This window comes from Paenibacillus timonensis (assembly GCF_022427145.1).
In the GTDB taxonomy this organism is placed as follows: domain Bacteria; phylum Bacillota; class Bacilli; order Paenibacillales; family Paenibacillaceae; genus Fontibacillus; species Fontibacillus timonensis.
Genome location: NZ_JAKSXN010000065.1, coordinates 1 through 20,962 on the forward strand (window position 1 = coordinate 1; position 20,962 = coordinate 20,962).

Sequence of the window (20,962 nt, forward strand, 5' to 3'; positions counted from 1 at the left end):
GATTTTACAACTTTTTCACTTCAATACCGGCTTAGCCGGCTCAATTTGTTGCACATTCTGCAACATTCGACGAGCTCGGCTACGCTTGGGGCAACACACCCACGCCCGTACCCGCATCCTGCTTCGGCCCCGCCTGCGCACAAAAAAGCCGCTGACCGGGACGGACCCATCCGTACTCCCGGTTCAGCGGCTTCTAAAGATATTGGATTAGGCCTGGCTGGCGGCAATCGCCTGCTCCAAATCATAGAGGATGTCGTCGATCGACTCCGTCCCCACGGACAAGCGGATCAAGCCCGGCGTGACGCCGGCGGCCAGCTGCTCCGCTTCCGTCAGCTGCTGATGCGTGGTGCTCGCCGGATGGATGATCAGCGACTTGGAATCGCCGACGTTGGCCAAATGCGAGAACAGCTTCACGTTTTCGATCAGCTTGCGCCCGGCGTCCACGCCGCCGCGGATTTCGAACGTAAGGATGGCGCCTTGGCCTTTCGGCAAATATTTTTGCGCCAGTTCATAGGATTCGTGGCTAGGCAGACCGGCGTAGCTGACCCACTCCACTTGCTCGTGCGCTTCCAGGTATTGCGCCACTTTCAAGGCATTCTGGCTGTGGCGTTCCACGCGCAGATGTAAGGTTTCCAGCCCTTGCAGCAGCAGCCAGGCATTAAACGGCGACAATGAAGCGCCAAGATCGCGCTGCAGTTGGACGCGAGCCTTGATAATGTAAGCCAGCGGACCGACAGCTTGCGTGTATACAACGCCGTGGTAGCTGGGGTCCGGCTCGGTGAGGCCCGGGAATTTCCCGCTGGCGGCCCAATCGAACTTGCCGCTGTCGACGATGATGCCGCCGATCGAGGTACCGTGTCCGCCGATGAACTTGGTTGCCGAATGCACGACGATGTCCGCGCCGAAATCGATCGGACGCAGCAGGTAAGGGCTTGGGAACGTATTGTCGACGATCAGCGGAATGCCATGCTCATGGGCAATCGCGGCGACCGCCTCGATGTCCAGCACGTCGCCTTTCGGGTTGCCCAGCGTTTCGGCGTACAGCGCCTTCGTCTTGTCCGTAATTGCGGCGCGGAAGTTTTCCGGATTCGAGGAATCCACGAACTTCACGTTCACGCCAAGCTTAGGCAGCGTCGTCGAAAACAGATTGTACGTGCCGCCGTACAGCGTCGTGGAGGAGACGATTTCGTCGCCCGCTCCGGCGATATTCAAGATGGAGAAAGTAATCGCTGCCTGACCGGAGGCCGTCGCAAGCGCCCCGACGCCGCCTTCCAGCGCAGCAACGCGCTTCTCGAACACGTCGTTGGTCGGGTTCATGATCCGGGAATAAATATTGCCGAATTCTTTCAAGCCAAACAGGTTAGCCGCATGCTCGGTGTCGCGAAAACCGTAGGACGTCGTTTGGTACAACGGGACTGCCCGGGAGTATGTAGTGGGGTCGATCTCCTGGCCGGCGTGGACCGCCAGCGTTTCGGGGGCATATTGACGCTCTTCAGACATGGATAATTCCTCCTTTAAAATGTTGTTCAAAAAAGTATTTTTCATATTCTCTCACATCTCGTGTGATTTGAAAATAGGAAATCCGATAATTTTTATATGAATTATTCGCATTGGGCTAAACCGGTTGGTATTTGCGGATAAAATACGCATCCTCGAACGTTGGCGCACATTCGCTTAGCCCCGGGAAAAGCGGGGCCTCCCCCACCAGCTTGACATGGATTCCTCCCGCCGTTTCCCGAAATTCGATCAAGCCAGCCTCCGGACACCGGTCGAATTGCTCCCGCGTAAGAACGCCCTCCCAAACCTTGTAGGGCAGGTCCGCCATCCAGGACGTTTTCCCGCCGTAAAAGCGTACCTTCCCCCGATCCAGCCATAACACCTGATCGGCGGCTTCTTCCCATTCGCTCAGCTCATGTACCGCTGCAATCACCGTTCGTCCTTCTGCGTAGCGGTTCAAGTAGGCAATCGCCAGCTTCCGCTCCGCTGTGTCCATACCGTTTAAGGGTTCGTCGAGAAACAGGAACCCCGGGGCGGCCAGCAGCGACTGGGCCAGGGTGATCCGCCGCCGCACGCCTCCGGATAATCGCTTGATCTTGGTATTACGATAAAGCTCCAGCCGAAAGTCGCGGAGCAGCTCTTCGGTCCGTTCCGCATGAAATACGCCCTTCATCTCGGATAAATACAAGAGCAGCTTGTGCGGCGTCATGTTTTCATACAACTCGACCTCAGACGGCATATACCCGATTTGACTGCGCACCAGCGGCAAATCGGCCAGCGCGGACCGCTCCTGGTAAAGGATTTCCCCCCGATGCGGCAGATTCACTGTCGCCAGCAGCTCCAACAGAGTGGTTTTCCCGGCCCCGTTGACCCCGACCAGCAGGGTTAACCCCGGCTTCAGCTGCAGCCGGTCGATTTGCAGGACGAATCCGCCGGCCGGGCGCTCCCGCAGGCCCTCGATGCGGATCATGACCGCGCACCGCCCTGCACGGAGCCGGTCTGCAGGTTCCGGCTGCGAATATATGAACGGAACAGCAGGAGGGCGCCAACCACTAAGAAGCCGGCGTTCATCGCGGTGGCCGTTCCTGCCCCGTGATTCAAGCTCAGGGCCGAGGTCTGGTCGATGAGGACCAACCAGAGGAGGTAGACGCCGCCCGCGGACAGCACCCCCGCCTTATGGCCGTAACGAAACAAGGCGTACATCGCCGCCCCTCCGATGAGCAGGGAAATCCCCAACCATTCCAGCAAAAAGGGAAAAAACGGCAGCGCAGCTTCCCCCGCAGTCGCCACGCGGATGCTCACCACGACGGAACTGATCAGCGCCCAGCCGACGACCAGCGCCATGACCATCAGCATTCGGCTGTAGATCACCAACGCCGGCGGGTAAGGCGTGACGCTCTCGATCGCGCGCATCCCGCGGTCCCAAGTGCGATAACTGTATAACATCGAGGCGATCAGCATGAGCGGCGTGATTAACGAAAACAGGCCGGGCATACGTTCTCCCAGCAGCCAATTGTCGAAAGGCTGCTCCGGATCGACTAAAAACACCAGCATCAAAAAAACGGCCGCCCCGGTCAGCATCAGCGAACGGCGATTCAGGCGGAATTGGCTCCGCAGCAGCCGGCCCAAGGTCGGCGGTTCGATCTCCGCATTAAAATCAAGCGATGCGGCGGCATTTTGCGCTTGAAGGGCGGCGAACTCCGGCTGCAGCGCTTCGATCAAAGCCGCGGTTTCCGACGGCGTCGGCCCCGGTTGCAGCGCCTGCCGCAGCGGCTCGCGCAGCTCCCGTTCCAATCGCTCCAGCTCTTTGTCAATGGAGGGTTCCATGCGTCGGCACCTCACTTTCCTCTTTGCGTATTTTTTGGACTTCCCAGTCCGAAACCGGATGGTCCGCCGAGCGGGCCAGCGCCCGCTTCAGTTTGCGCAATCCTCCGTACAGATGCGACTTCACGGAGCTCAGCGGCAGCTCAAGCAGCTCCGCGATCTCCTGCAGCTTCAAATCATGGAAGAAGCGCATGCGCACCACCTCCTGCTGTACCTCCGGAAGCGTGGTTATCGATTCGGCCAATTGTTGCACCGTTTCCTGCCGTTCGATCAATTCTTCCGCCCGAGGTGCCGGATCGGCATCCTCCGGGATCGTGTCGGTCCCGGCATATTCCGAGCGGTAGGAGGCGCTGCGCCAATAATCCCGGCACAAATTGAGCGCCACCTTATAGAGCCAGGGGCGAAGCTGCTCCATTCCGCCATGCCTTTTCAGGTGGCGGATCAGCCGGATAAACGTCTCCTGAACGATATCCTCCGCCTTGCCCCGATCCCTTAGCTGGCTCGTGACATAGGACAGCAGCGGCCCGTGGTACCTCGTAACCAGCAGCTCGAACGCTTCCTGATCGCCGGCGGCCATTCGCTCGGCCAGCAGCGAATCCGAAATCATGGTATCCCCTCCCCCGTGGATTCGAGTTAAATCCGTATAATTCAACGCCCTGTGGGGCGTTATTCCTCTTCCACGCTGATCCAGCGTTCCCTTCGGCCAATCAACCAAACGGCGAAAGCGAGTAGAAGCAGTGAAGCGATGATCAGGCCGATCCGGTTTTGCGGAAAAGAATGCTGTTTCTTTAAATAGCTAGCATACAGGGTCCACCGACCCAACCATTCGCCGGAGCTGATCGTATCCAGCACCCATACGGCGAAGCCGAGCACCAAACCGCCGTATATTCGGCGAAACGCCACGATTCCGGCCACGGATAAGGAGATGAGCAGCACATAAGCCGGTAGATTCTGAAGAATCAGGGAGCCGGCGGTCATCTCGGCTTTCGGGATCACCTCCGCACCGTTCCATGGATGCCGGGGTGCCCAAATCCCCCCGAAATGCCAGGCATACACCGACATCAAGACGATCCCTAACCCCGCCGTCAATCCAATCGCCATCAGCCATTTTCGGAAGGCCAGCACTCGTAAGGAAACGGGGTAGGTTGCGATGACCTCCATGCCGCCTCCTCCAATTTCCCGTTGGAACAACAGCAGGGGAATGATCAGCGCTACCGAGAACAGGGCCATCTCCGAAAAATAATACACCGTTCTCGGGCGGGAGGGATCACTAAGCAGAATGCTAAGGAGATAGACGGCAAACAGCAGCAGCGCAAGCCAGGCCATCGGTTGCTTATGCACTTTAAACTCCAGGCTCAGTCCACGGAACCCGCTTTGGGCGTCAGTTCGCATCCGCATCGCCCATCACCCGCTTCCATTCTTGTTCCCATTCTTCATACGGAATAGGTCTGAGTCCATCCTCTGCGTCGTTGGGGTTAGGGATTTCCAAACCCAGCGAATAAAAATGGTTCAGCACCTTCTTCACCTGAGCGGTTTTCCCTTCATCCATCGCTTGGGCTACCTGCGTTGCCATCCGCAATCCCACGTGATCCGGATCGGCTTCGTCCGAGGGATCGAACAAGTTGTACAACAAGCCATCCCCCGCCCCTTGTTTCAAGTCCTCGTTTGCGAACCCCTTATACTCACGGAAAAATAGATACCACATTAAGGCCCGAAGCTGCGGCCGCACGTCCTCGGACGCCTTCGGAATATCCGCCTCGCCTTCGTTCGTGCCGAGCAGCATCGCATTCATCAGTTGGTTCGCGTAGTAATCCGGTTCGGTCACCAGCCAGATCAAGTAATAGGTCTTGTTCTCTAGGTCGGGCGAGTGGTTATTGTTCATCGACAGCATCAGCACCTGATCCAGTTGAGGTTCAAAATCGTTGACCCAACCGGCAAAATAGGCGTAAACGCCGGCCCACTTTTCCAGCAATCCCTCGGCGGTCTTCACGCTATAAGGGGTCGTTACCAGGCGAACCGGCAGCTTCGGATTCTTCACTTCCAGAAACTCTCCGCCGTAGAGCTTGACGAACGACGACGATTTGCCTTCGAACACTTGGCCTTCGTCGGTCGATTCCTTTTGCATCAAGTTTCCGTAAAGCTTGGATTCAAACCCGGTTGCCGCGATGCGGAAATGGGCGGACGGAAGCCGCCAACCGCCAAAATCGGCTGCCACCTGCAAAGAATCGCCATCGCTGTTTTTCATGTAAACCGGATAATCCCCCGGCAGCGGATACCAAGCGATATAACCCGGAAGCAAAACGTTTCTCCCCTTCACAAAGGCCAAATACGATCCCTCGGTATAATTCTCGGCGACGTAATCCATCACCTTCCCGGCATATTCCATCTCGACCTGAACGGATTCGTTTGCGGGCAGAGGGGCGGACAAACGGATAGTCAGCTTCTCCCCTACCTGCGAGAACGAGACGGACGAACCCTTCACCGTCAACCGATCCACATGGAACGCGCGATTGAGCGTAAACGCCAGCTCGCTGCGCCCCGTTAGCTGACCTGCCGGGATCTGCATGGCAGCCTTAATTTTCAAGCGGTCATCCGTCTCCCGCTGCAGGCGGATATCATACCGTTCGATCCGAAACGTTTCGACCTTCATGCCATGGAGCGCTTCTGCCGTCTTCACGGCGGGATCGCTTAGCCTCGCATGCAACCCGGCATAACGTTCTCCCCAAATGGACAGATAGGGGACAAAGGCGCCGGCCGCCAGCAGCAAGGCCAATCCCCCGGCCGCCCAGTTGCTCTTCCGAAAAGCGGTTGGGCGCAACCGGTTAAGAAGGACCACGCCGGCCGTCAACAACAGCAGCGTAAACGCCAGCACAAACCAGCGGGATGCCGCCAGTTCGTCCGCGATCAGGCGAATGCCCCACGTTTCGGCATCGGGATCCCCGGTCACGAACAACTGATTGAGATGGAACGTACGCAGCACGTACCATCTGTTGCGATCGAGCAGGAACATATCCAGAAAGAACGTGCCAAACATCCAGGCGCAAAAAGCGATCAAATAGACGGCCCGGTTCGCGATGCAAATCGCGAGCAGCATGGCCAGCGCCAGGGTTACCAGATAGGAAATCTCGAAGGTAAGCAGATAATAAGCCGTAAATTCCCGGGTGATCGAAGATGCTACGTCCATTCGTGAGGAAGCCCGGGCAAACGCGGCGCAGGCCAGCAATGAAAATATCGTAAAATACAAGACCCCTACCGCATACTTCGCCGAGATTCTGGATACATAAGACACCGGCAAGGCTGCATTCCATTCATAGGAGGGGCGGCGGATATCCCGGCGGATCGTCATCACGCCAAGCAGCATCGTCAGCCCCAGGCTCATGGTGTGCAGCAGCGTTAGGTTCGTGTACGCACGGCGAAAGAATAAGATTTCCCGGTCCGGCAGCTTATCGAGATTCCAAAACGCCAGCAAGCCGAACACCACCGGCAATGCCAGCAGCCACCGGTTCCCGAACCACATGCGAAGCTCAAATTGAAACAGGCGTCTCCCTTTGTTCATGAACGAGCCGCCCCTTCCTTCTGGCCCGCTCGCAGCAGGGCCAAATAGCCGTCCTCCAGCGTCGGCGGAACAAGCGCGGCTTCGTCAGCCCCGTCCGGCGGCGCCTGGCCGATGACCCGGCATAACAGGCCGCCTGCCGTCGGTCGCGTGGACACGACGGACATCGGGTCAAGCAAGGCGAACCGGCTCTCGTTAAGGCGAACCTCCCACACCTTGCCGTTTCCGAACTACTGCAGGTCGGCCAGGTCACCAGACAGCTTCACTTTGCCTTTGTCGAGGACGGCGATCTGGCGGCAGTTGCTTTCAATGTCGGCGACGATGTGCGTCGACAACAAGACGATCCGCCCCAGGCTGAAGCGGGTCAGCAGGTTGCGGAACCGGACGCGTTCCTCGGGATCCAGGCCGGCTGTTGGCTCATCCACGATCAGCACCTGCGGTGAACCTAGAAGTGCCTGGGCGATGCCGAGGCGGCGTTTCATGCCGCCGGAATAGGTCTGCACTCTTTTTCGCGCCTTATCCTGCAGGTTCACCTGCTCCAACAAAGTCTCGATCTCCGCCTTGCGTTGCTTCTTGTCCGTCATCCCCTTCATCACCGCGACGTAATCCAAATACTCCACTCCCGTTAGCTGCGGGTACACTTGAAACTGCTGCGGCAGATAACCGATGATCCGGCGGATTTCCTCCGCCTGACGCAGCGGCACGCCAAAGAGCGTCGCTTCGCCCGAAGTCGGCGGCGTGAGCGTGGCCAGAATGCGCATCAGCGACGATTTCCCGGCGCCGTTGGGACCCAAGAGGCCCACCATCCCTTCATTCAGGGTTAGGGTGACATCGTCAAGCGCTAATCCGCCGCGCGTATATTTTTTGGATAAATGATCAATTTGTATCATACTGTTCCTCTTTTCCGAGCGTTTTATCAAGTCATGCCCTCCGCGGGAGGCATCTGTAGCTGTAACGGAAAGAGTCCAAAAAAAGTTTGGATGGACGAAAAAAGGGTGCTATTTCCACACCCGCTCTGGAATAGCACCCTGTTTCTCCTCATGAAGCCTTCTGAAACCGGCTGAAGCCGGACCTCTTCTTAGTAGCTGCTTTGGCCGCTTTGCCCTTGAGCGATCGCCACGCCGGCACTGGTACCTAGGCGCGTTGCCCCCGCTTTAATCATCGCTTCGGCATCAGCCAGCGAACGGACTCCGCCGGACGCCTTGACGCCAACGTCGGGGCCCACCGTTTTGCGCATCAGCTCGACCGCTTCCACGGTGGCTCCGCCGGTCGAAAACCCGGTGGACGTTTTGACGAAATCGGCGCCGGCTTCGACGGACAGTTTGCTGGCCCGGACGATTTCCTCGTCGGTGAGCAGGCAGGTTTCGATAATGACCTTCACCAGCGCTTTGCCGGCCGCGGCCTGAACGACCCCGGCAATATCGCGGCGGACGAAATCGTCGTCGCCGTCCTTAAGCGCGCCGATGTTGATGACCATATCGACTTCGCCAGCGCCTTCGGCGATGGCATGGGCGGCTTCAAACGCCTTGACTTCCGGCGCCGAAGCGCCCAGCGGGAAACCGATCACCGTGCAGACCTTGACCGGGGAGTCTTTCAAGATCTCCGCAGCGGTCTTCACCCAGGTCGGGTTGACGCATACGGAAGCAAAACCGTATTGTTTGGCTTCTTCGGCCAGCTTTAGGATGGCGGCGCGTCCGGCGTCCGCCTTCAGCAGCGTATGATCGATCATGGCGGTAATGGATGGGGATGGGTTTGACAAGGGAATTCCTCCGTTCGTTATTCGAAGTTCTTTTTGGCTGAGCTATTGTTAATATAAGCTGGAAATGGTCACGCCGCTCGGCAGCTTGAACGGGTGCTCCGGATTGATATGATCATAAAACATGATGCCGTTCAAATGGTCGATTTCATGCTGCATCACGATGGCGTCAAAGCCTTTAAAACGCAGTTTGACCTCATTGCCCGCCTCATCGCAGGCTTTGATCTGAACCTTCTCATAGCGTGGAACGAACCCCTGCACCAGGCGGTCCACCGATAAGCAGCCTTCGCTTTCCGGCAAATACGTCATCGCCTGGGAATGGCTGATGATCTTCGGATTATACATGGCTAACGGCCGATCCTTGCCGTTCTCGTCCGTCAGCAAAGCGGCGAACATCCGCTTGTTCAGCCCGATCTGGTTCGCCGATAAACCCACGCCCGCGCGCAGCTTGTATTTCTTCGAAATCTCCGGATCCTGACTATTCTTCAGGAATTGCAGCATCGCCGCCATTTCCTCGCGGTCTTCCTCGGTCGGGGGCACGCTGACGGGCTCCGTCACCACTCTAAGAATAGGTTCCCCTTCTCTTACAATATCATCCATCGTAATGATGTAATCGCGGTTGAATTTACTCATAGATAAACAGTTCATCCACCTTCGTCTGCAAAATATGCGCAAGCTTGAATGCAAGCTCTAGCGTCGGGTCGTACCGGTTGTTCTCCACGCTATTGATCGTTTGGCGCGTCACGCCGCATTCCGCGGCGAGCTCATTTTGGGTTAAGCCCAGCCGCTTCCGGAATTGCTTGATCTTATTGTTCATCGGCACCACCAAAATGTCAAAAGTTTTGGACTTCACCATGGTATCACGACCCGATGGAACTGTCAAAATCAAGATTTCATCTTGATCCCCCAGACGGAATCCTTCCGGAACCCCGCCGCTTCGCGCAGCTTCGGCAGCCGCTCATCCTCCGGATAATGCTGCTCCAAATATTGAACGTAAGCCTCGCGCAAGCGAATCTCCTGATCCAGCTTGTTGTATTCGCTGGGATGCTTCTCCAGCTTCGCCAGCGCGGCATCCCAGCGCGCCAGGTCCGCCTTCGTCGTCCGGCCTTTGCGGGTCCGGTCCGCCAGCGAGGTCAACTCTTCATAAGATTCCCGAAGCTTGGCCGAATATTTGAACTTCCGGTTAAACAAACCCAGCACTACGATCAACAGAAAAAAGAGGATCCACGCCCCGATGTGTTCCACTAACCGCCACCTCCTTAGGCCTTTCGCGCAAAAATAAAGGCTCCCGCTTCCAGGAGCCGCAAAGCCTTCGCATTCCTTGTTAATAGCTTTGTATGCTATTATTTGCTTTATCGCTATGTCGCCTTATTTATATTTGTGCCAGTCCAGCTCGCTCGTATTCAGCAGGTGCTCGAAATCGTTGTCGAGCCGTTTCTGCTCGGCCCGGCGCGCTTCCTCCTTGCGGATGCGAGCCTCCTCCTGGCGGCGTTCCTCATCCTTCTTCAGTTCATCGGCTTGCGCCTTCAGCTTGGCCAGCGTATCCTCGCCAAGGAGATCTTTCAGCGTAGCCGGTTTATCCGCCGCCGCGTTGGCCGGAGCGTTGTGCACGGAACGTCCTTTCTTCTTTCCCATGGATGCTTCACCTCGGTTTCCTTACGTTCCTCATGGTTCAAGCCTAAAGTATCATAGTCGAAAAATCGTTGTCAATACGGCTTGATTTGGTTCAATCCATCGAGGTACAGGCCGAGATTAAACGTCAGACTCTCCTTTAGCTCAAGCGGAAGACCAAACGCTCCGCGGCGTTCCAGTGAGGCGAAGCCGTGAATCAAGCTTCGCAGCCCGCGGACGGCATGCAAGGCTTGCTCCTCCGTGAGCGGATAGCTGCCGAGATAATGCAGGATCAAATCCACCAGGCGCTCCCCGGCTTCCTGCAGCGAGGGGTGTTCAGGGCCCGGTGCCGCTTGCGCCGCATCGTACAGTCCGGGATAGGAACGGGCAAACTCGAGGTAAGCTTCCGCGAAACGCCGGATCGCCGCTTCCCCCGCCCGGTCTCCGACGGATGCGGAGATATGCTCAAATAAACGGTCCAGCGCGTATTTGGCCAATTCCGCACGTATTTGCTCCAGGCCGCTTACGTGGTTGTAGAGAGAAGGCGGCCGGATGCCCAGCTTCTTGGCAACCGAGGTGATCGTCACCGCCTCCAGCCCTTCCGCATTGGCCACGTCGACGGCCGCCATCAGCACCGCCGTGCCGTCAATCCCGATTCTTGGCGACATGCTTATCCTCCTTCCGACCGGTTTTCTCCGCTGCGGTTGCTGCCGGCACCGTCCCTTGCGCGCGTTCGGCCGCCGCAATCGCTTTGGCTATGGCAGCAGCCGGCTGCTCCAGCACCGGCCCGTGCCCCACTGCCAGCAACGAAGGCTTCAGGCCGGCTAGCTTGCGCGCGCTGGCGAGCGCGGTTTCCTTGTGCCAGGTGGCGAGCGCCGGAAACGGAAACAGCGGACGCACGGTGCCGCTCACGGCGATGCCTGCGCGGGTTTGGAAGGCATCGCCGGCGATAAGCGCGCCGCTCCGCGTGTCGAGCAGGGCAAATGACCCCGGCGTATGGCCAGGCGCCGCCACGGCCAGCAGCGAGCCGATGCGCTCCCCATCCGTAAACGTCACATCGGCGCGGCTAGCCAATTTTTTCGGCACCCCACCGCGAATGGGAGTAGCCGGCTCTCCGGGATCAAGTGAGACATCGCCCTCCATCAGGCGCGCATCGCGGAGGGACACGTATACCGGAACCTCGGGAAGCCTCGTTTTCAAGGTATCGAGCGCGCCCACATGGTCGTCATGGACATGGGTCAGGACGATACGCGTCAGCGGCTTGCCGATTTCCTGCACCGCCTGCAGAATTCCATTGGCGCTGTACGGCAAAGCCGCGTCGATTAACGTAACGCCATCCTCTTCCTCCACCAAATAACAATTCACCGGAAACAGCCGGGGCATAAAAGACAGTTGTATTAACTGCCCGTATTTTGTTCTTCTCATCTAATTCGCCTCTCTCTCCCAAAAACTAAAACCTTTAGTTTTATTTTAAACTAATGGCTTTAGTTTTTCAAGAAGCATTTTCCCCATTTTGAAGTCGTACAAGCGTCCTTGGCTGAATATGCTGTACAAGCAGCGATTTAATTTAGTTGGAGGTTTACGCGATGAACAGCTTTCTTAGCTATGTGCTTCTTGGTTTATCTTTATCCGCCCCCATCGGGCCGGTGAATGCCGCGCAACTGGACAAAGGCATTCGCGGCGGGTTCCTGCACGCCTGGTTTGTTGGCCTAGGCGCTTTATCCGCCGACCTGTTGTACATGCTGCTCGTTTATTTCGGCGTGGTCCACTTCCTGAACACCCCGTTCATGAAAACGTTCCTCTGGCTATTCGGTTTCTTCGTACTCACCTATATCGGAATCGACAGTCTCAAGCAAGCCGGCAAAATACCGGCAGGCGAAATGAGGGGCAGCGAGCCGCTGAAAAAATCGTTCCTTTCCGGATTTCTCATGTCGGTCAGCAATCCGCTGTCCATTTTGTTCTGGCTCGGGATCTATGGTTCGGTATTGGCCCAAGCCGCAAATCAAGTGCAAACTCAGGACTTGTTGATCAACAGCGGCGCCATTATCGTTGGGCTGTTGTTATGGGATTTTACCATGGCCGGGTTTGCCAGCGTGTTCCGCAAGCTGCTGACGAACCGGATTCTGGTCCTCATTTCGGTGTTTTCCGGCGTGTCCCTGATCGGCTTCGGGCTCTATTTTGGTTATCAGGCAGCCATCTTGCTAGCGGAGCGGCTGTAAATCACATCACGTCGTTCGCTTCGGGCGCAAGACCATGGATTTGGCTGGGCGGCCCCGCCGCTTGGCCTGTTTTCTCGGCTTCCAGATGGAAAATTGCAGGATTAGCGTAACGATTCCGATGACGCCGACGAACGCCAAGCTGCCCCAAAATCCCGGCCGGCTCGTGTCGTGAAACAAGGTTCCGGTCACCGCTAATGCGATCAGGACCATGCCGCCCCATCGCTTCACTTGACCGAACGCGCTAAGCTTTAGCAGCTTGCCCGACGTGACGAGAATAAAAAACCAGTTATAAAGCAGCAGCAATCCCGCCGACGTCGTAATGTACTCATAAATACGTCCCGGCATCACGAAGGACAGAACCACGGAAGCGGCAAGTCCGGCCGCGGTTAAGCCAATGGCAAATAACGGCCGCTCCCGCCAACTCTTCCGGGCAAACAAGGGCGGCGCATCCTTATCCTTGGCGAGCGTAACGAGCATGGTCGTCACCGCGTACAACGAGGCTACCATCGTGGAGAAGCCGGCCACGATCAGCACGCCGTTAAACACGTGGGGAATAAAAGGCAGCGGATATTTGCCGAGGGCCGTTACGAATGGACTTCGCTTCGGGTCGATGGCGTTCCAGGCAACCAAGGTAACCGCAAGCCCTACCGATAGCAGGTACACCGCCGAGAGCAGCAGCAGCATGATCGTGCCGGACTTCGGCGCTTCCTTCGGATCGCGCAGCCGAATGGCCATCATCCCCATAACCTCGATCCCGCCGAAGGCGTAAAACGCAAAGATAAACCCCGACCACAGCCCCATCCCCCCAGCCGGAAAGAAGGTTTTTGCCGTGTGCGGAAATACCGGCGCTTTGCCGCCGCTCCCGGGAATCCAGCCCATCAGCGCGGCTCCGGCCACGACCAGGAACATCAGGATGGCGGCAATTTTGATGACCGACAATACATTTTCCATCGAATCGAACACTTTGTTTCCGAGCAGAATCACGCCAAGCCCCAGCACCGCGTAGCCGATCGCAAAAATCCACATCGGTACCCCCGGGAACCAAAAACGCGAGAACAAGGATAAGGCCGTCAACTGGCTGCCCATGATGAGCAGCTCCGAGCTCCAATACACCCAGCCGCTGCCAAAGCCCGCCCAGCGCCCAAAGGCCCGTTTCGCATACGAACGGAAGGAACCCTGCTCCGGACGATCCGCGGTCATTCGAGCCAACACCTCAAACACCGTATAGGTACCGACCGCAGCCAGTAGAAACGCGATCAAGATGGATGGACCCGCCATGCGGATCCCGATGCCCGAACCGAGAAAATAACCGGTGCCAATGGTCGATGCCACTCCCAGCAAGGAAAGCTGCCACCAGCGTAAATCCCCCTTTTTTTCCTCTCCGTTTTGTGCCTTCGCCATCACATTTGTCCCCCGTTTCATGGAATTTCATCGGCCCTGCATCCACCTATTGTGCGGCCTCGTTACGGGAAATATGTAACCCCTGTTGCTGTAAAAAAAAGCACCCGAAGCTTCGGCCTGACCGGCGAAACCTCGGGTTACGAACGATTTGTTATTGGCTTGCGTCTTTTGTCGGCTCCTGCCCCAGCTGCCCTGCTTTGGACGGCCAAAATGCCGCTTTGCCAAGCAGCATCGTGATGGCCGGCACGAGGAACGGCCGTACGAGGAACGTGTCAAGCAGCACCCCGACCGCGGCGATGATGCCGAATTGCACCAGCACTTGAATCGGCAGGGTCGCGAGGACGGCAAACGTTCCGGCCAGGATCAGGCCGGCGGAGGTAATCACGCCCCCGGTCTCGTTCACGCCTTCGCGGATGGCATCCTTCAGTGGCATGACCTTGCGCTTCCTCCAAATACTCGAGATCAGGAAGATGTTATAGTCCTCTCCAAGCGCGACCAGGAAGACGAAGGCATACAGCGGGATCAATCCTTGAATGGCCGCGTTGCCCATCAAGTCGTGGAGGACGACCCAACCGATGCCCAGCGCCGCGAAATAGGATAATACGACGGTCAGAATCAAGTACACCATCGCGACGACCGAGCGAAGATAAGCGAGCAGCAGCAAGGCGATCAGCCCGATGACGATCGGGATAATGACCTTCGTATCGCGTGCATTGGTATTTTCGGTATCAAACTGCGTAGCGGTTTGCCCGCTAATCCAAACCTTGTCCTCCGGTTCGCCGATCCCTTGGTCCGCCAGCAAATTCTCCGCGGTTTGCCGCAGCTCCGGAATGTGCTTCATCGCTTCATTCGAGTATGGGTTGAGGTTGAACTGCAGCTCGACCGCCCGAATGTCGGGGTTTGTCTTTCCGCTAGCCGGCTCGGACACCTGGCTGACATAAGGCAAACGGCTAAACGTGCCTTGCAGGTCGACGTCTTTGCCTTCCGTATCAACCATTAATTTGACCGGAGCCAATTCCCCCGGCGTAAATTTATCGGCGATCACCGCAAACCCTTCCCTAGAAGGCGTATCCTCGGGGAAAGAGGAAAGCAGGTCGACGGTATACTCGATCCGGGTCGCTTGCGAAGCCAATACCCCCAGGACCAAAGTCGTCACGATAAAAATCGTCCAGGGACGCTTCGTCACCGTTCGCCCGATCCAACCGGCCGATGCCTTGGGTTTGGGCTGACGTGCGGGTTTTCCCCGGCGTTCGGCCCGTTCCGCCTGCATTTCCGGCGTGCGCGGAATAAACGGGAAGAAGGACGACCGTCCCAAAATAGCCAATAACGCCGGTACTAAAGTTAAGCTGGCGATCCCCATGATCAGGATCGACAAACTGAACGGCACGCCGAAACGTTGCACGGAGCCGTACTTGGCTAACAGCAGCACCAGCAGGGCAATCACGACGGTAAATCCGCTCATGGCGATGGCGCCCGAAGAACCTTTCACCGCGGAAGCCAGCGCTTTCGACTTATCCTTCTCTTCCGTCAACAACTGCCGGAAATGGGAAATCAGGAACAGGCAGTAATCGGTACCCGCCCCGAACAACAGTACGGTCATGATCGAGATGGCCTGCGAGTCGACGGTGATCCAGCCCTGCTCCGCCATTTTGCCAAGGATCGGGCCGGCTACGCCGTAAGCAAAACCAACGGCGATCAGCGGAATGATCGCCAGGATCGGCGAACGATAAATGAGCAGCAAAAGAATCAGCACGATCAAAACGGTGGCGACCATCAGCGAAACGTCGGCGCTCGAGAACAGCCCCACCGCGTCGATCGAGATGCCGGCCGGCCCGGATACCCTTGCCGCCAATCCATTGTCTCCGAGCTTGGCGTCAAACGGATCGCTCCCTAAGATCGCCTTTGCTTGGCCGCGAATCTCCTCCATGCCGGCTTTCATCACGTCGGTTTCCGTCCCTTTGGCGAAAAAGAACGGCAACACCCAGGTCGTGCCGTCTTCGGACGCCTGCTGCTTAAGCACCGGCAGCGGCATTTGCTCGAGCGGGAGCACCAGCTCCATCCCTTCCACCGGATGGGCCGTGAAATGCGACGTCAGCTTCTGCAGGTTGGCGTAATCCTCATCCGTGAGCCCGCCTTCGCGCGTCCAAACCGTTAATGCGGGGATGCCGCTATCGCTCGGGAATTCCTGCTCTGCCAGCTGTTCGGCCATCACCGAGGGCTGGTTCGCATCCAAGTTGGCCGCATTGTTCCGCTCCATCGAGTTCACGCCGGGCCATACGGCGCTTAATCCGCCGGCAAGCAGAATCCAGACGGCAAGCGTGATCCACTTGGTTCTTCGGCCAGCCACCCGTCGGGAAAGCCGGCCTAGTATTTTATCCATAGATGATTCCATCTCCCTTTCTATATGACAAGCTCCGCGTGATTTACATCACTCTGAATATTAATTATATATACCGGAAGGTTAATTATCAAACGAAAAATATGATATAATGTTTGCTCAGTACAAGTTGCTTGAGGTGATGAAGGTTGACCCCGCCGCATAAACGTTCTTTGGGACGGCCCGTCCAGCAGCCGGACGCCCTGGCGACGTCCGAGCAGATCCTGCGTTCCGCATCGCTCTTGTTCATGGAGAAGGGGTATACCTCCGTATCCATGAACCAAGTTGCCGAGCATTGCGGGATCACCAAGGCCAGCGTTTATTATTATTATCCGACCAAACAAGATTTGTTTGTTGCGTCCGTGGCCACGACGCTCGCCCGGGTGAACGGACGAATTCGGAAGCTGCTTCAGGAGCCCGGCACGTTCCGGGAAAGACTGCTTCAAATTACGATCAACTACCTAAGAGTCCCTCAGGTCCACATGGACGAGATGTTTCGCAGCATCCAGCATCATTTGACCGGAGAGCAGCAGGAAACCTTGATCCGCCATGAGAACGATCTCTATGAAACGCTTCGCGAAGGGTTTGCCCAAGCGGCCGAACATGGCGAAATCGTCTGCGACGACCCGAACCTGGTCGCCCATCTGTACGTTTCCATGCTTCGGGTAGGGGAACGCCAGTATGCCGACAAGAACAAGCTGTTTCCTTCGGCAGAACAGGCGGCTGAAGCGATCGTTGCTTTTTTGTGGAGAGGCATTCACATCTAACATCCAGAAGGAGGAAGGGCTGTGGCATTCGGTGTGTCGCGAGAGGAATTGGAGGCATGGAAACGAACGGTGGCCCGCGGCGAAATCGGCTTTTTGACCCATTTCTGGCTGGATCCGCGGTTTCCCGAAGCCAAGACCGTCACCAAGGTCGGCTGCTCCGATTTGGAGCGGCTCAGAGCCTGGTGCGAGGCCCACGACCTTCCCGCCCGATATATTCATAACCGCTCGCCGTTCCCCCATTTCGACCTGATTGGGCCGAAGCAACGGGAAGTGCTGCGGGAAGAGGGGCTATGGGATCAATTGGAACGGTTCCGCCTCTTATGATAAAAGGCTGTTCGCCGGGGTCATTCCCCTGCGAGCAGCCTTTTTGATTTTAAAAGAGCCTTGCCGATGCAAGCGGCTGCACGCCGCCTGCCGTCAGGCAAGGCTCTGGGGATTTGAAAATTATCGTTTATTAAAGATGTCCGTCAGCACCGGCACGATTTGCGACTTGCGGGATACGACGCCCTTCAGCACCGCTTTGTTGTCAGCCAGTTTCACGTTGTAGGCTTGCTCGACGGCATCGGCGGCTTTACCCAGCGCCAAACCGACGGAATCGTTGTTCAGGATGTCGGTTACGACGAACAGGAACAGATCGAGGCCTTTGCTGGCGATGATGCCGTTCAAAGCCGCTTCGATTTCGCTTTGGCGGGACAAGACGTCGTTTACGTCCACGGCGTTCACCTGAGCGATTTCCACCTTGGATCCGCCCATTTCGAACTCTTTGGCATCCAGGGAAATAAGCTGCTCGATCGTTTTATCGCTGAGGTCTGCTCCAGCCTTCAGCATGTCCAGCCCGTACTCTTCGGCGTTGACGCCGGCGATTTCGGCCAGCTCGCGCGCAGCGGCGACGTCCTGCTCGGTGCAGGTCGGCGATTTGAAGAGCAGCGAATCGGAAATGATGGCGGACAGCATCAAACCGGCGATGTTCGCCGGGACGGAGACGCCGTTTTCTTTGTACATTTTGTTCAGGATCGTTGCGGTGCAGCCTACCGGTTCCGCTCGGTAATACAGCGGTCCGCTCGTTTCGAAATTGGCGATCCGGTGATGGTCGATGACCTCGGCTACGCGTACCTGATCAATATCGGAAGCGCTTTGTTGACGCTCGTTATGGTCGACCAGGATAACTTCCTTCGCTTCGCCGGCAACCGTCTCAACCAAGCGAGGCGCTTCGAAGCCGAACCGTTCCAATGCAAAGGCCGTCTCCCCATTGACGCTGCCCAGCCGCACGGGCTCGACGTTCCAGCCCAGCTTGGACTTCAGGTCCGCATAAGCGATCGCCGAACAAATGGTATCCGTATCGGGATTTTTATGACCGAAAATCAATACTTTTTCCATCTCATTACTCCCCTTTTACATGACTTCATGTCAAAAGTATAGCTTATTAGCGGAGGGGCAATCAAGAGTGCGGCCCCCGCTCCATTCTGCGATTTACTTCCCCGGACAAACCGGATACGATCAAAACAGGACAGCTGGAGGTGCCTTGTCTGATCCCGATTGGTGCTCAGTCGTTCTTCAGTCGGCATTCAGCCAACGTTCAGCATCATCGCGCATAATGGAAACATCGCAGTTTAGACAAGCATGGATAGGCGCAAGGGGGATTTTAAGATGAAACAAGTCAAAGGGGCTAAGGTGCTGCTGGTCGATGATGAACCGCATATCGTGCAGTTCCTCGAGCTGGGGCTGCAGAATGAAGGATTTGAGGTGCGTACCGCCGGCGACGGCATGAGCGCGGTCGCGATCGCGGCCGAGTTTCAGCCGCACGTCATCGTTCTGGACGTCATGATGCCGGGGATGGACGGCTGGGAAGTCTGCCGGCTGCTGCGGAAGAACGGCGAGAACGTGTCAATCATCATGCTGACCGCTAAGGACGAGGTGGAAGACCGGGTCAAGGGACTGACGATCGGCGCGGACGATTACGTCGTAAAACCGTTCAGCTTCGAGGAGCTGCTAGCCCGAATCGGCGCCCGTCTGCGCAATCAGTTTCCGGCCCTATACGGTGAAGTGGTGATCGGCCCGTTCCGTTTGGATGACCGCCGCAAGGAGCTCTCCTATTCGGGTCGGGTGCTTGAATTGTCTCCTACCGAATACGAGCTGTTGAAATATTTGATTCTGAACCATGGGATCGTCTTGAGCAAAACGACGATTTTAGATAAAGTCTGGGGTTACGACTTCGGCGGCGAGGAGAATATCGTGGAGGTTTACATCCGCTCTCTGCGCGAGAAATTGAACGACCGAGAGCATCGTTTAATCCGAACGCTGCGCGGCGCGGGCTACCGCGTCGATCTGCCATGAAGCCCTTTGCCGGCGGAAGCCGGAGAAGGGCTAGCGGGAAGGCGATCACGGCCGCCGGGAAGCGGTTGATTGGAGGGCTGCGAAGCCTGCTCTCCCCGAGCTCGCTGCGGTTTCAGTTGCTCTCCAGGTCCCTTTTGATGCTGGCCGTGCTCCTGATTCTGATCGGTGTATTCCAGTACGTCATCATGAAGGACTTCTTATATAAGAACCAAGCCGAAACGATGGCCTCGCAAATGCGCGGCCCGCTCCGGGACGTCTTCACGCGGATAGGCCAGCCGGCCGAACGCTGGGGTTTGCCGAAGCCGGACGCGGGTGCCGCCGGTGCCGGCGCCGGGGCCAACGGGAGCGGACCCGGCGGTGGAGGCGAAAGCGGAGAAGAGAATGGCGGACGTCCTCCGCAATTGTTCATCCCCGGCGCTTCGCTGGCGATCATTAACAGCGATAACGGGTTCATCGATCTGAACGCCGAATCCGGAGCGCCTGCACCGAGGCTGTCCGATGCGGAATATGCCGACTTGTTCCAAGAGGTGCAGCCTATGCGCCCGGGGCCGGACGGCTACCGCGTCATCGAGGATGAGGATGGGAAGGAGCAACTGGTGGTCTTCCGTTCGGTCGGTTTGCCGGGCGAACAAGGCGAACGCGCTTGGCTAGTTCAGATGGGCACCTATACGGCACCGCTGCGCGAAGTCGTGATGCGCCAGCTGCTGACGTTCATCGGTCTCTCTCTCCTGGCGCTGGCCGGGAGTCTGGCGCTTTATCTGCCGATTTTGCGCCGGGCTTTAACGCCGCTCAACCAAATGGTAAGCACCGTGGAGGATACGAATGCCGGCAATCTCGGCAACCGTTTCACGGCCGCTTCCGGCCAATCGGAAATCGATCGGCTGGGCGTATCCTTTAACGGGATGATGGAACGGCTGGAGGGATCATTCGAGGCCGAGCGCGAAGCCAAGGAGCAGATGCGCCGGTTCGTGGCCGATGCTTCCCATGAGCTGCGGACGCCGCTCACCTCGATTCACGGCTTCTTGGAGGTGCTGCTCCGGGGAGCGGCCAACCGGCCAGAGCAGCTGCATACCGCGCTGAACAGCATGCTGGGCGAATCGCAGCGGATGAAGAAGCTGGTCGAGGACTTGCTGACGCTGGCCAAGCTCGACCGCACCCCGGTCGTCCACCGCACGCAGGTGCGCCTGGACGAAGTCATCGCGGAGATGGAGCCGCATCTGCGGATGCTGGCCGGGGAGCGCGAGGTGCGGTTCGATCTGCAGCCGGGGCTGAGCGCGATGTGCGACTGCGACAAGATCAAGCAGGTGGTGTTGAACCTGTTCCACAACGCGGTGCAGCACACCGACCCGCAGCAGGGAACGATCGCCGTACGCCTGTCCGCCCAGCCCGGCCGGGCCAAGCTGGAGGTGCGGGACAACGGACCGGGCATCGCCGCCGAGCATCTGCCGCATGTGTTCGAGCGGTTTTACCGCATCGACGCCTCCCGCACGCGCAAACAAGGCGGGGCCGGGCTTGGGCTGTCGATCTCGCAATCGATCGTCGAGGCCCACGGCGGCAAGATCGAGGTCCACAGCGAGCCGGGTCAAGGCGCGGCCTTCCAGGTGATGCTGCCGGCGATATAGC

At 57.5% G+C, this 20,962-nt stretch carries 23 protein-coding genes; 5 read left to right on the forward strand and 18 right to left on the reverse strand.

The genetic code is table 11. The features are described 5' to 3' along the window. Positions 1–207 precede the first annotated feature (207 nt). The 15 genes from MJ257_RS20565 to MJ257_RS20630 form a co-directional block, all read right to left on the reverse strand. Complete coding sequence (locus MJ257_RS20565) at positions 208–1,500, reverse strand: homocysteine synthase (protein ID WP_240271014.1); 1,293 nt, start codon at positions 1,498–1,500, stop codon at positions 208–210. 115 nt (positions 1,501–1,615) lie between these two features. Beyond that, positions 1,616–2,467 (reverse strand): ATP-binding cassette domain-containing protein, encoded by an 852-nt coding sequence (locus MJ257_RS20570; protein WP_240271015.1) that lies wholly within the window; start codon positions 2,465–2,467, stop codon positions 1,616–1,618. Continuing rightward, on the reverse strand, positions 2,464–3,324 hold the full coding sequence (locus MJ257_RS20575; protein ID WP_240271016.1) for a hypothetical protein: 861 nt from the start codon (positions 3,322–3,324) through the stop codon (positions 2,464–2,466). The genes MJ257_RS20570 and MJ257_RS20575 overlap by 4 nt, the downstream gene beginning before the upstream one ends. After that, complete coding sequence (locus MJ257_RS20580; RefSeq protein ID WP_240271017.1) at positions 3,308–3,928, reverse strand: RNA polymerase sigma factor; 621 nt, start codon at positions 3,926–3,928, stop codon at positions 3,308–3,310. The genes MJ257_RS20575 and MJ257_RS20580 overlap by 17 nt, the downstream gene beginning before the upstream one ends. Positions 3,929–3,987: 59 nt before the next feature. Then, positions 3,988–4,719 (reverse strand): hypothetical protein, encoded by a 732-nt coding sequence (locus tag MJ257_RS20585; RefSeq protein WP_240271018.1) that lies wholly within the window; start codon positions 4,717–4,719, stop codon positions 3,988–3,990. Then, complete coding sequence (locus MJ257_RS20590) at positions 4,703–6,877, reverse strand: ABC transporter permease (protein ID WP_240271019.1); 2,175 nt, start codon at positions 6,875–6,877, stop codon at positions 4,703–4,705. Before MJ257_RS20590 ends, MJ257_RS20585 begins: the two co-directional genes overlap by 17 nt. Then, positions 6,874–7,089: a hypothetical protein gene (locus tag MJ257_RS24920; RefSeq protein ID WP_308193237.1), complete on the reverse strand. Its 216-nt coding sequence runs from the start codon at positions 7,087–7,089 to the stop codon at positions 6,874–6,876. Before MJ257_RS24920 ends, MJ257_RS20590 begins: the two co-directional genes overlap by 4 nt. A gap of 15 nt (positions 7,090–7,104) precedes the next feature. Then, positions 7,105–7,764, reverse strand: coding sequence for an ABC transporter ATP-binding protein (locus MJ257_RS20595; protein WP_308193238.1), 660 nt, complete (start codon positions 7,762–7,764; stop codon positions 7,105–7,107). A 188-nt stretch (positions 7,765–7,952) separates the two neighbouring features. Then, on the reverse strand, positions 7,953–8,603 hold the full coding sequence (deoC, locus tag MJ257_RS20600) for a deoxyribose-phosphate aldolase (protein WP_240271039.1): 651 nt from the start codon (positions 8,601–8,603) through the stop codon (positions 7,953–7,955). Between the two features lie 78 nt (positions 8,604–8,681). Beyond that, positions 8,682–9,263, reverse strand: a complete 582-nt coding sequence (gene def, locus MJ257_RS20605) for a peptide deformylase (RefSeq protein WP_240271020.1) — start codon at positions 9,261–9,263, stop codon at positions 8,682–8,684. Beyond that, positions 9,256–9,447: a helix-turn-helix transcriptional regulator gene (locus MJ257_RS20610; protein WP_178018811.1), complete on the reverse strand. Its 192-nt coding sequence runs from the start codon at positions 9,445–9,447 to the stop codon at positions 9,256–9,258. The genes def and MJ257_RS20610 overlap by 8 nt, the downstream gene beginning before the upstream one ends. A 68-nt stretch (positions 9,448–9,515) precedes the next feature. Then, entirely contained in the window at positions 9,516–9,875 is a 360-nt protein-coding gene (locus MJ257_RS20615) for a hypothetical protein (protein ID WP_240271021.1), read from the reverse strand. A 123-nt stretch (positions 9,876–9,998) separates the two neighbouring features. Next, positions 9,999–10,265, reverse strand: coding sequence for a YqkE family protein (locus tag MJ257_RS20620; protein WP_240271022.1), 267 nt, complete (start codon positions 10,263–10,265; stop codon positions 9,999–10,001). Positions 10,266–10,336: 71 nt separating this feature from the next. Next, entirely contained in the window at positions 10,337–10,909 is a 573-nt protein-coding gene (locus MJ257_RS20625; protein ID WP_240271023.1) for a TetR/AcrR family transcriptional regulator, read from the reverse strand. Further along, complete coding sequence (locus MJ257_RS20630; protein WP_240271024.1) at positions 10,887–11,666, reverse strand: MBL fold metallo-hydrolase; 780 nt, start codon at positions 11,664–11,666, stop codon at positions 10,887–10,889. Before MJ257_RS20630 ends, MJ257_RS20625 begins: the two co-directional genes overlap by 23 nt. A 161-nt stretch (positions 11,667–11,827) precedes the next feature. Here MJ257_RS20630 and MJ257_RS20635 point away from each other — a divergent pair, with 161 nt between their 5' ends. After that, the gene (locus tag MJ257_RS20635; protein WP_240271025.1) at positions 11,828–12,460 is read left to right on the forward strand and encodes a LysE family transporter; all 633 of its coding nucleotides are present in this window, start codon (positions 11,828–11,830) and stop codon (positions 12,458–12,460) included. A 6-nt stretch (positions 12,461–12,466) separates the two neighbouring features. On the opposite strand, the gene MJ257_RS20640 is transcribed toward MJ257_RS20635, so the two are convergent. Continuing rightward, on the reverse strand, positions 12,467–13,861 hold the full coding sequence (locus MJ257_RS20640) for an amino acid permease (RefSeq protein WP_270406869.1): 1,395 nt from the start codon (positions 13,859–13,861) through the stop codon (positions 12,467–12,469). Between the two features lie 151 nt (positions 13,862–14,012). Beyond that, the gene (locus MJ257_RS20645; protein ID WP_240271027.1) at positions 14,013–16,241 is read right to left on the reverse strand and encodes an MMPL family transporter; all 2,229 of its coding nucleotides are present in this window, start codon (positions 16,239–16,241) and stop codon (positions 14,013–14,015) included. 170 nt (positions 16,242–16,411) lie between these two features. On the opposite strand from MJ257_RS20645, the gene MJ257_RS20650 reads away from it, so the two are divergent. Beyond that, complete coding sequence (locus MJ257_RS20650) at positions 16,412–17,005, forward strand: TetR/AcrR family transcriptional regulator (protein WP_240271028.1); 594 nt, start codon at positions 16,412–16,414, stop codon at positions 17,003–17,005. Between the two features lie 21 nt (positions 17,006–17,026). Beyond that, positions 17,027–17,329: a hypothetical protein gene (locus MJ257_RS20655; protein WP_240271029.1), complete on the forward strand. Its 303-nt coding sequence runs from the start codon at positions 17,027–17,029 to the stop codon at positions 17,327–17,329. A gap of 120 nt (positions 17,330–17,449) precedes the next feature. Here MJ257_RS20655 and MJ257_RS20660 read toward each other — a convergent pair whose 3' ends face one another. Continuing rightward, entirely contained in the window at positions 17,450–18,382 is a 933-nt protein-coding gene (locus tag MJ257_RS20660; RefSeq protein WP_240271030.1) for a manganese-dependent inorganic pyrophosphatase, read from the reverse strand. Positions 18,383–18,652: 270 nt separating this feature from the next. Here MJ257_RS20660 and MJ257_RS20665 point away from each other — a divergent pair, with 270 nt between their 5' ends. Both MJ257_RS20665 and MJ257_RS20670 read left to right on the forward strand, forming a co-directional pair. Then, positions 18,653–19,339 carry a response regulator transcription factor gene (locus MJ257_RS20665; RefSeq protein ID WP_240271031.1) on the forward strand — a complete coding sequence of 229 codons (687 nt, stop codon included), beginning with the start codon at positions 18,653–18,655 and terminating at the stop codon, positions 19,337–19,339. Further along, positions 19,336–20,961, forward strand: a complete 1,626-nt coding sequence (locus MJ257_RS20670) for a sensor histidine kinase (protein ID WP_240271032.1) — start codon at positions 19,336–19,338, stop codon at positions 20,959–20,961. Before MJ257_RS20665 ends, MJ257_RS20670 begins: the two co-directional genes overlap by 4 nt. Position 20,962: the final 1 nt, after the last annotated feature.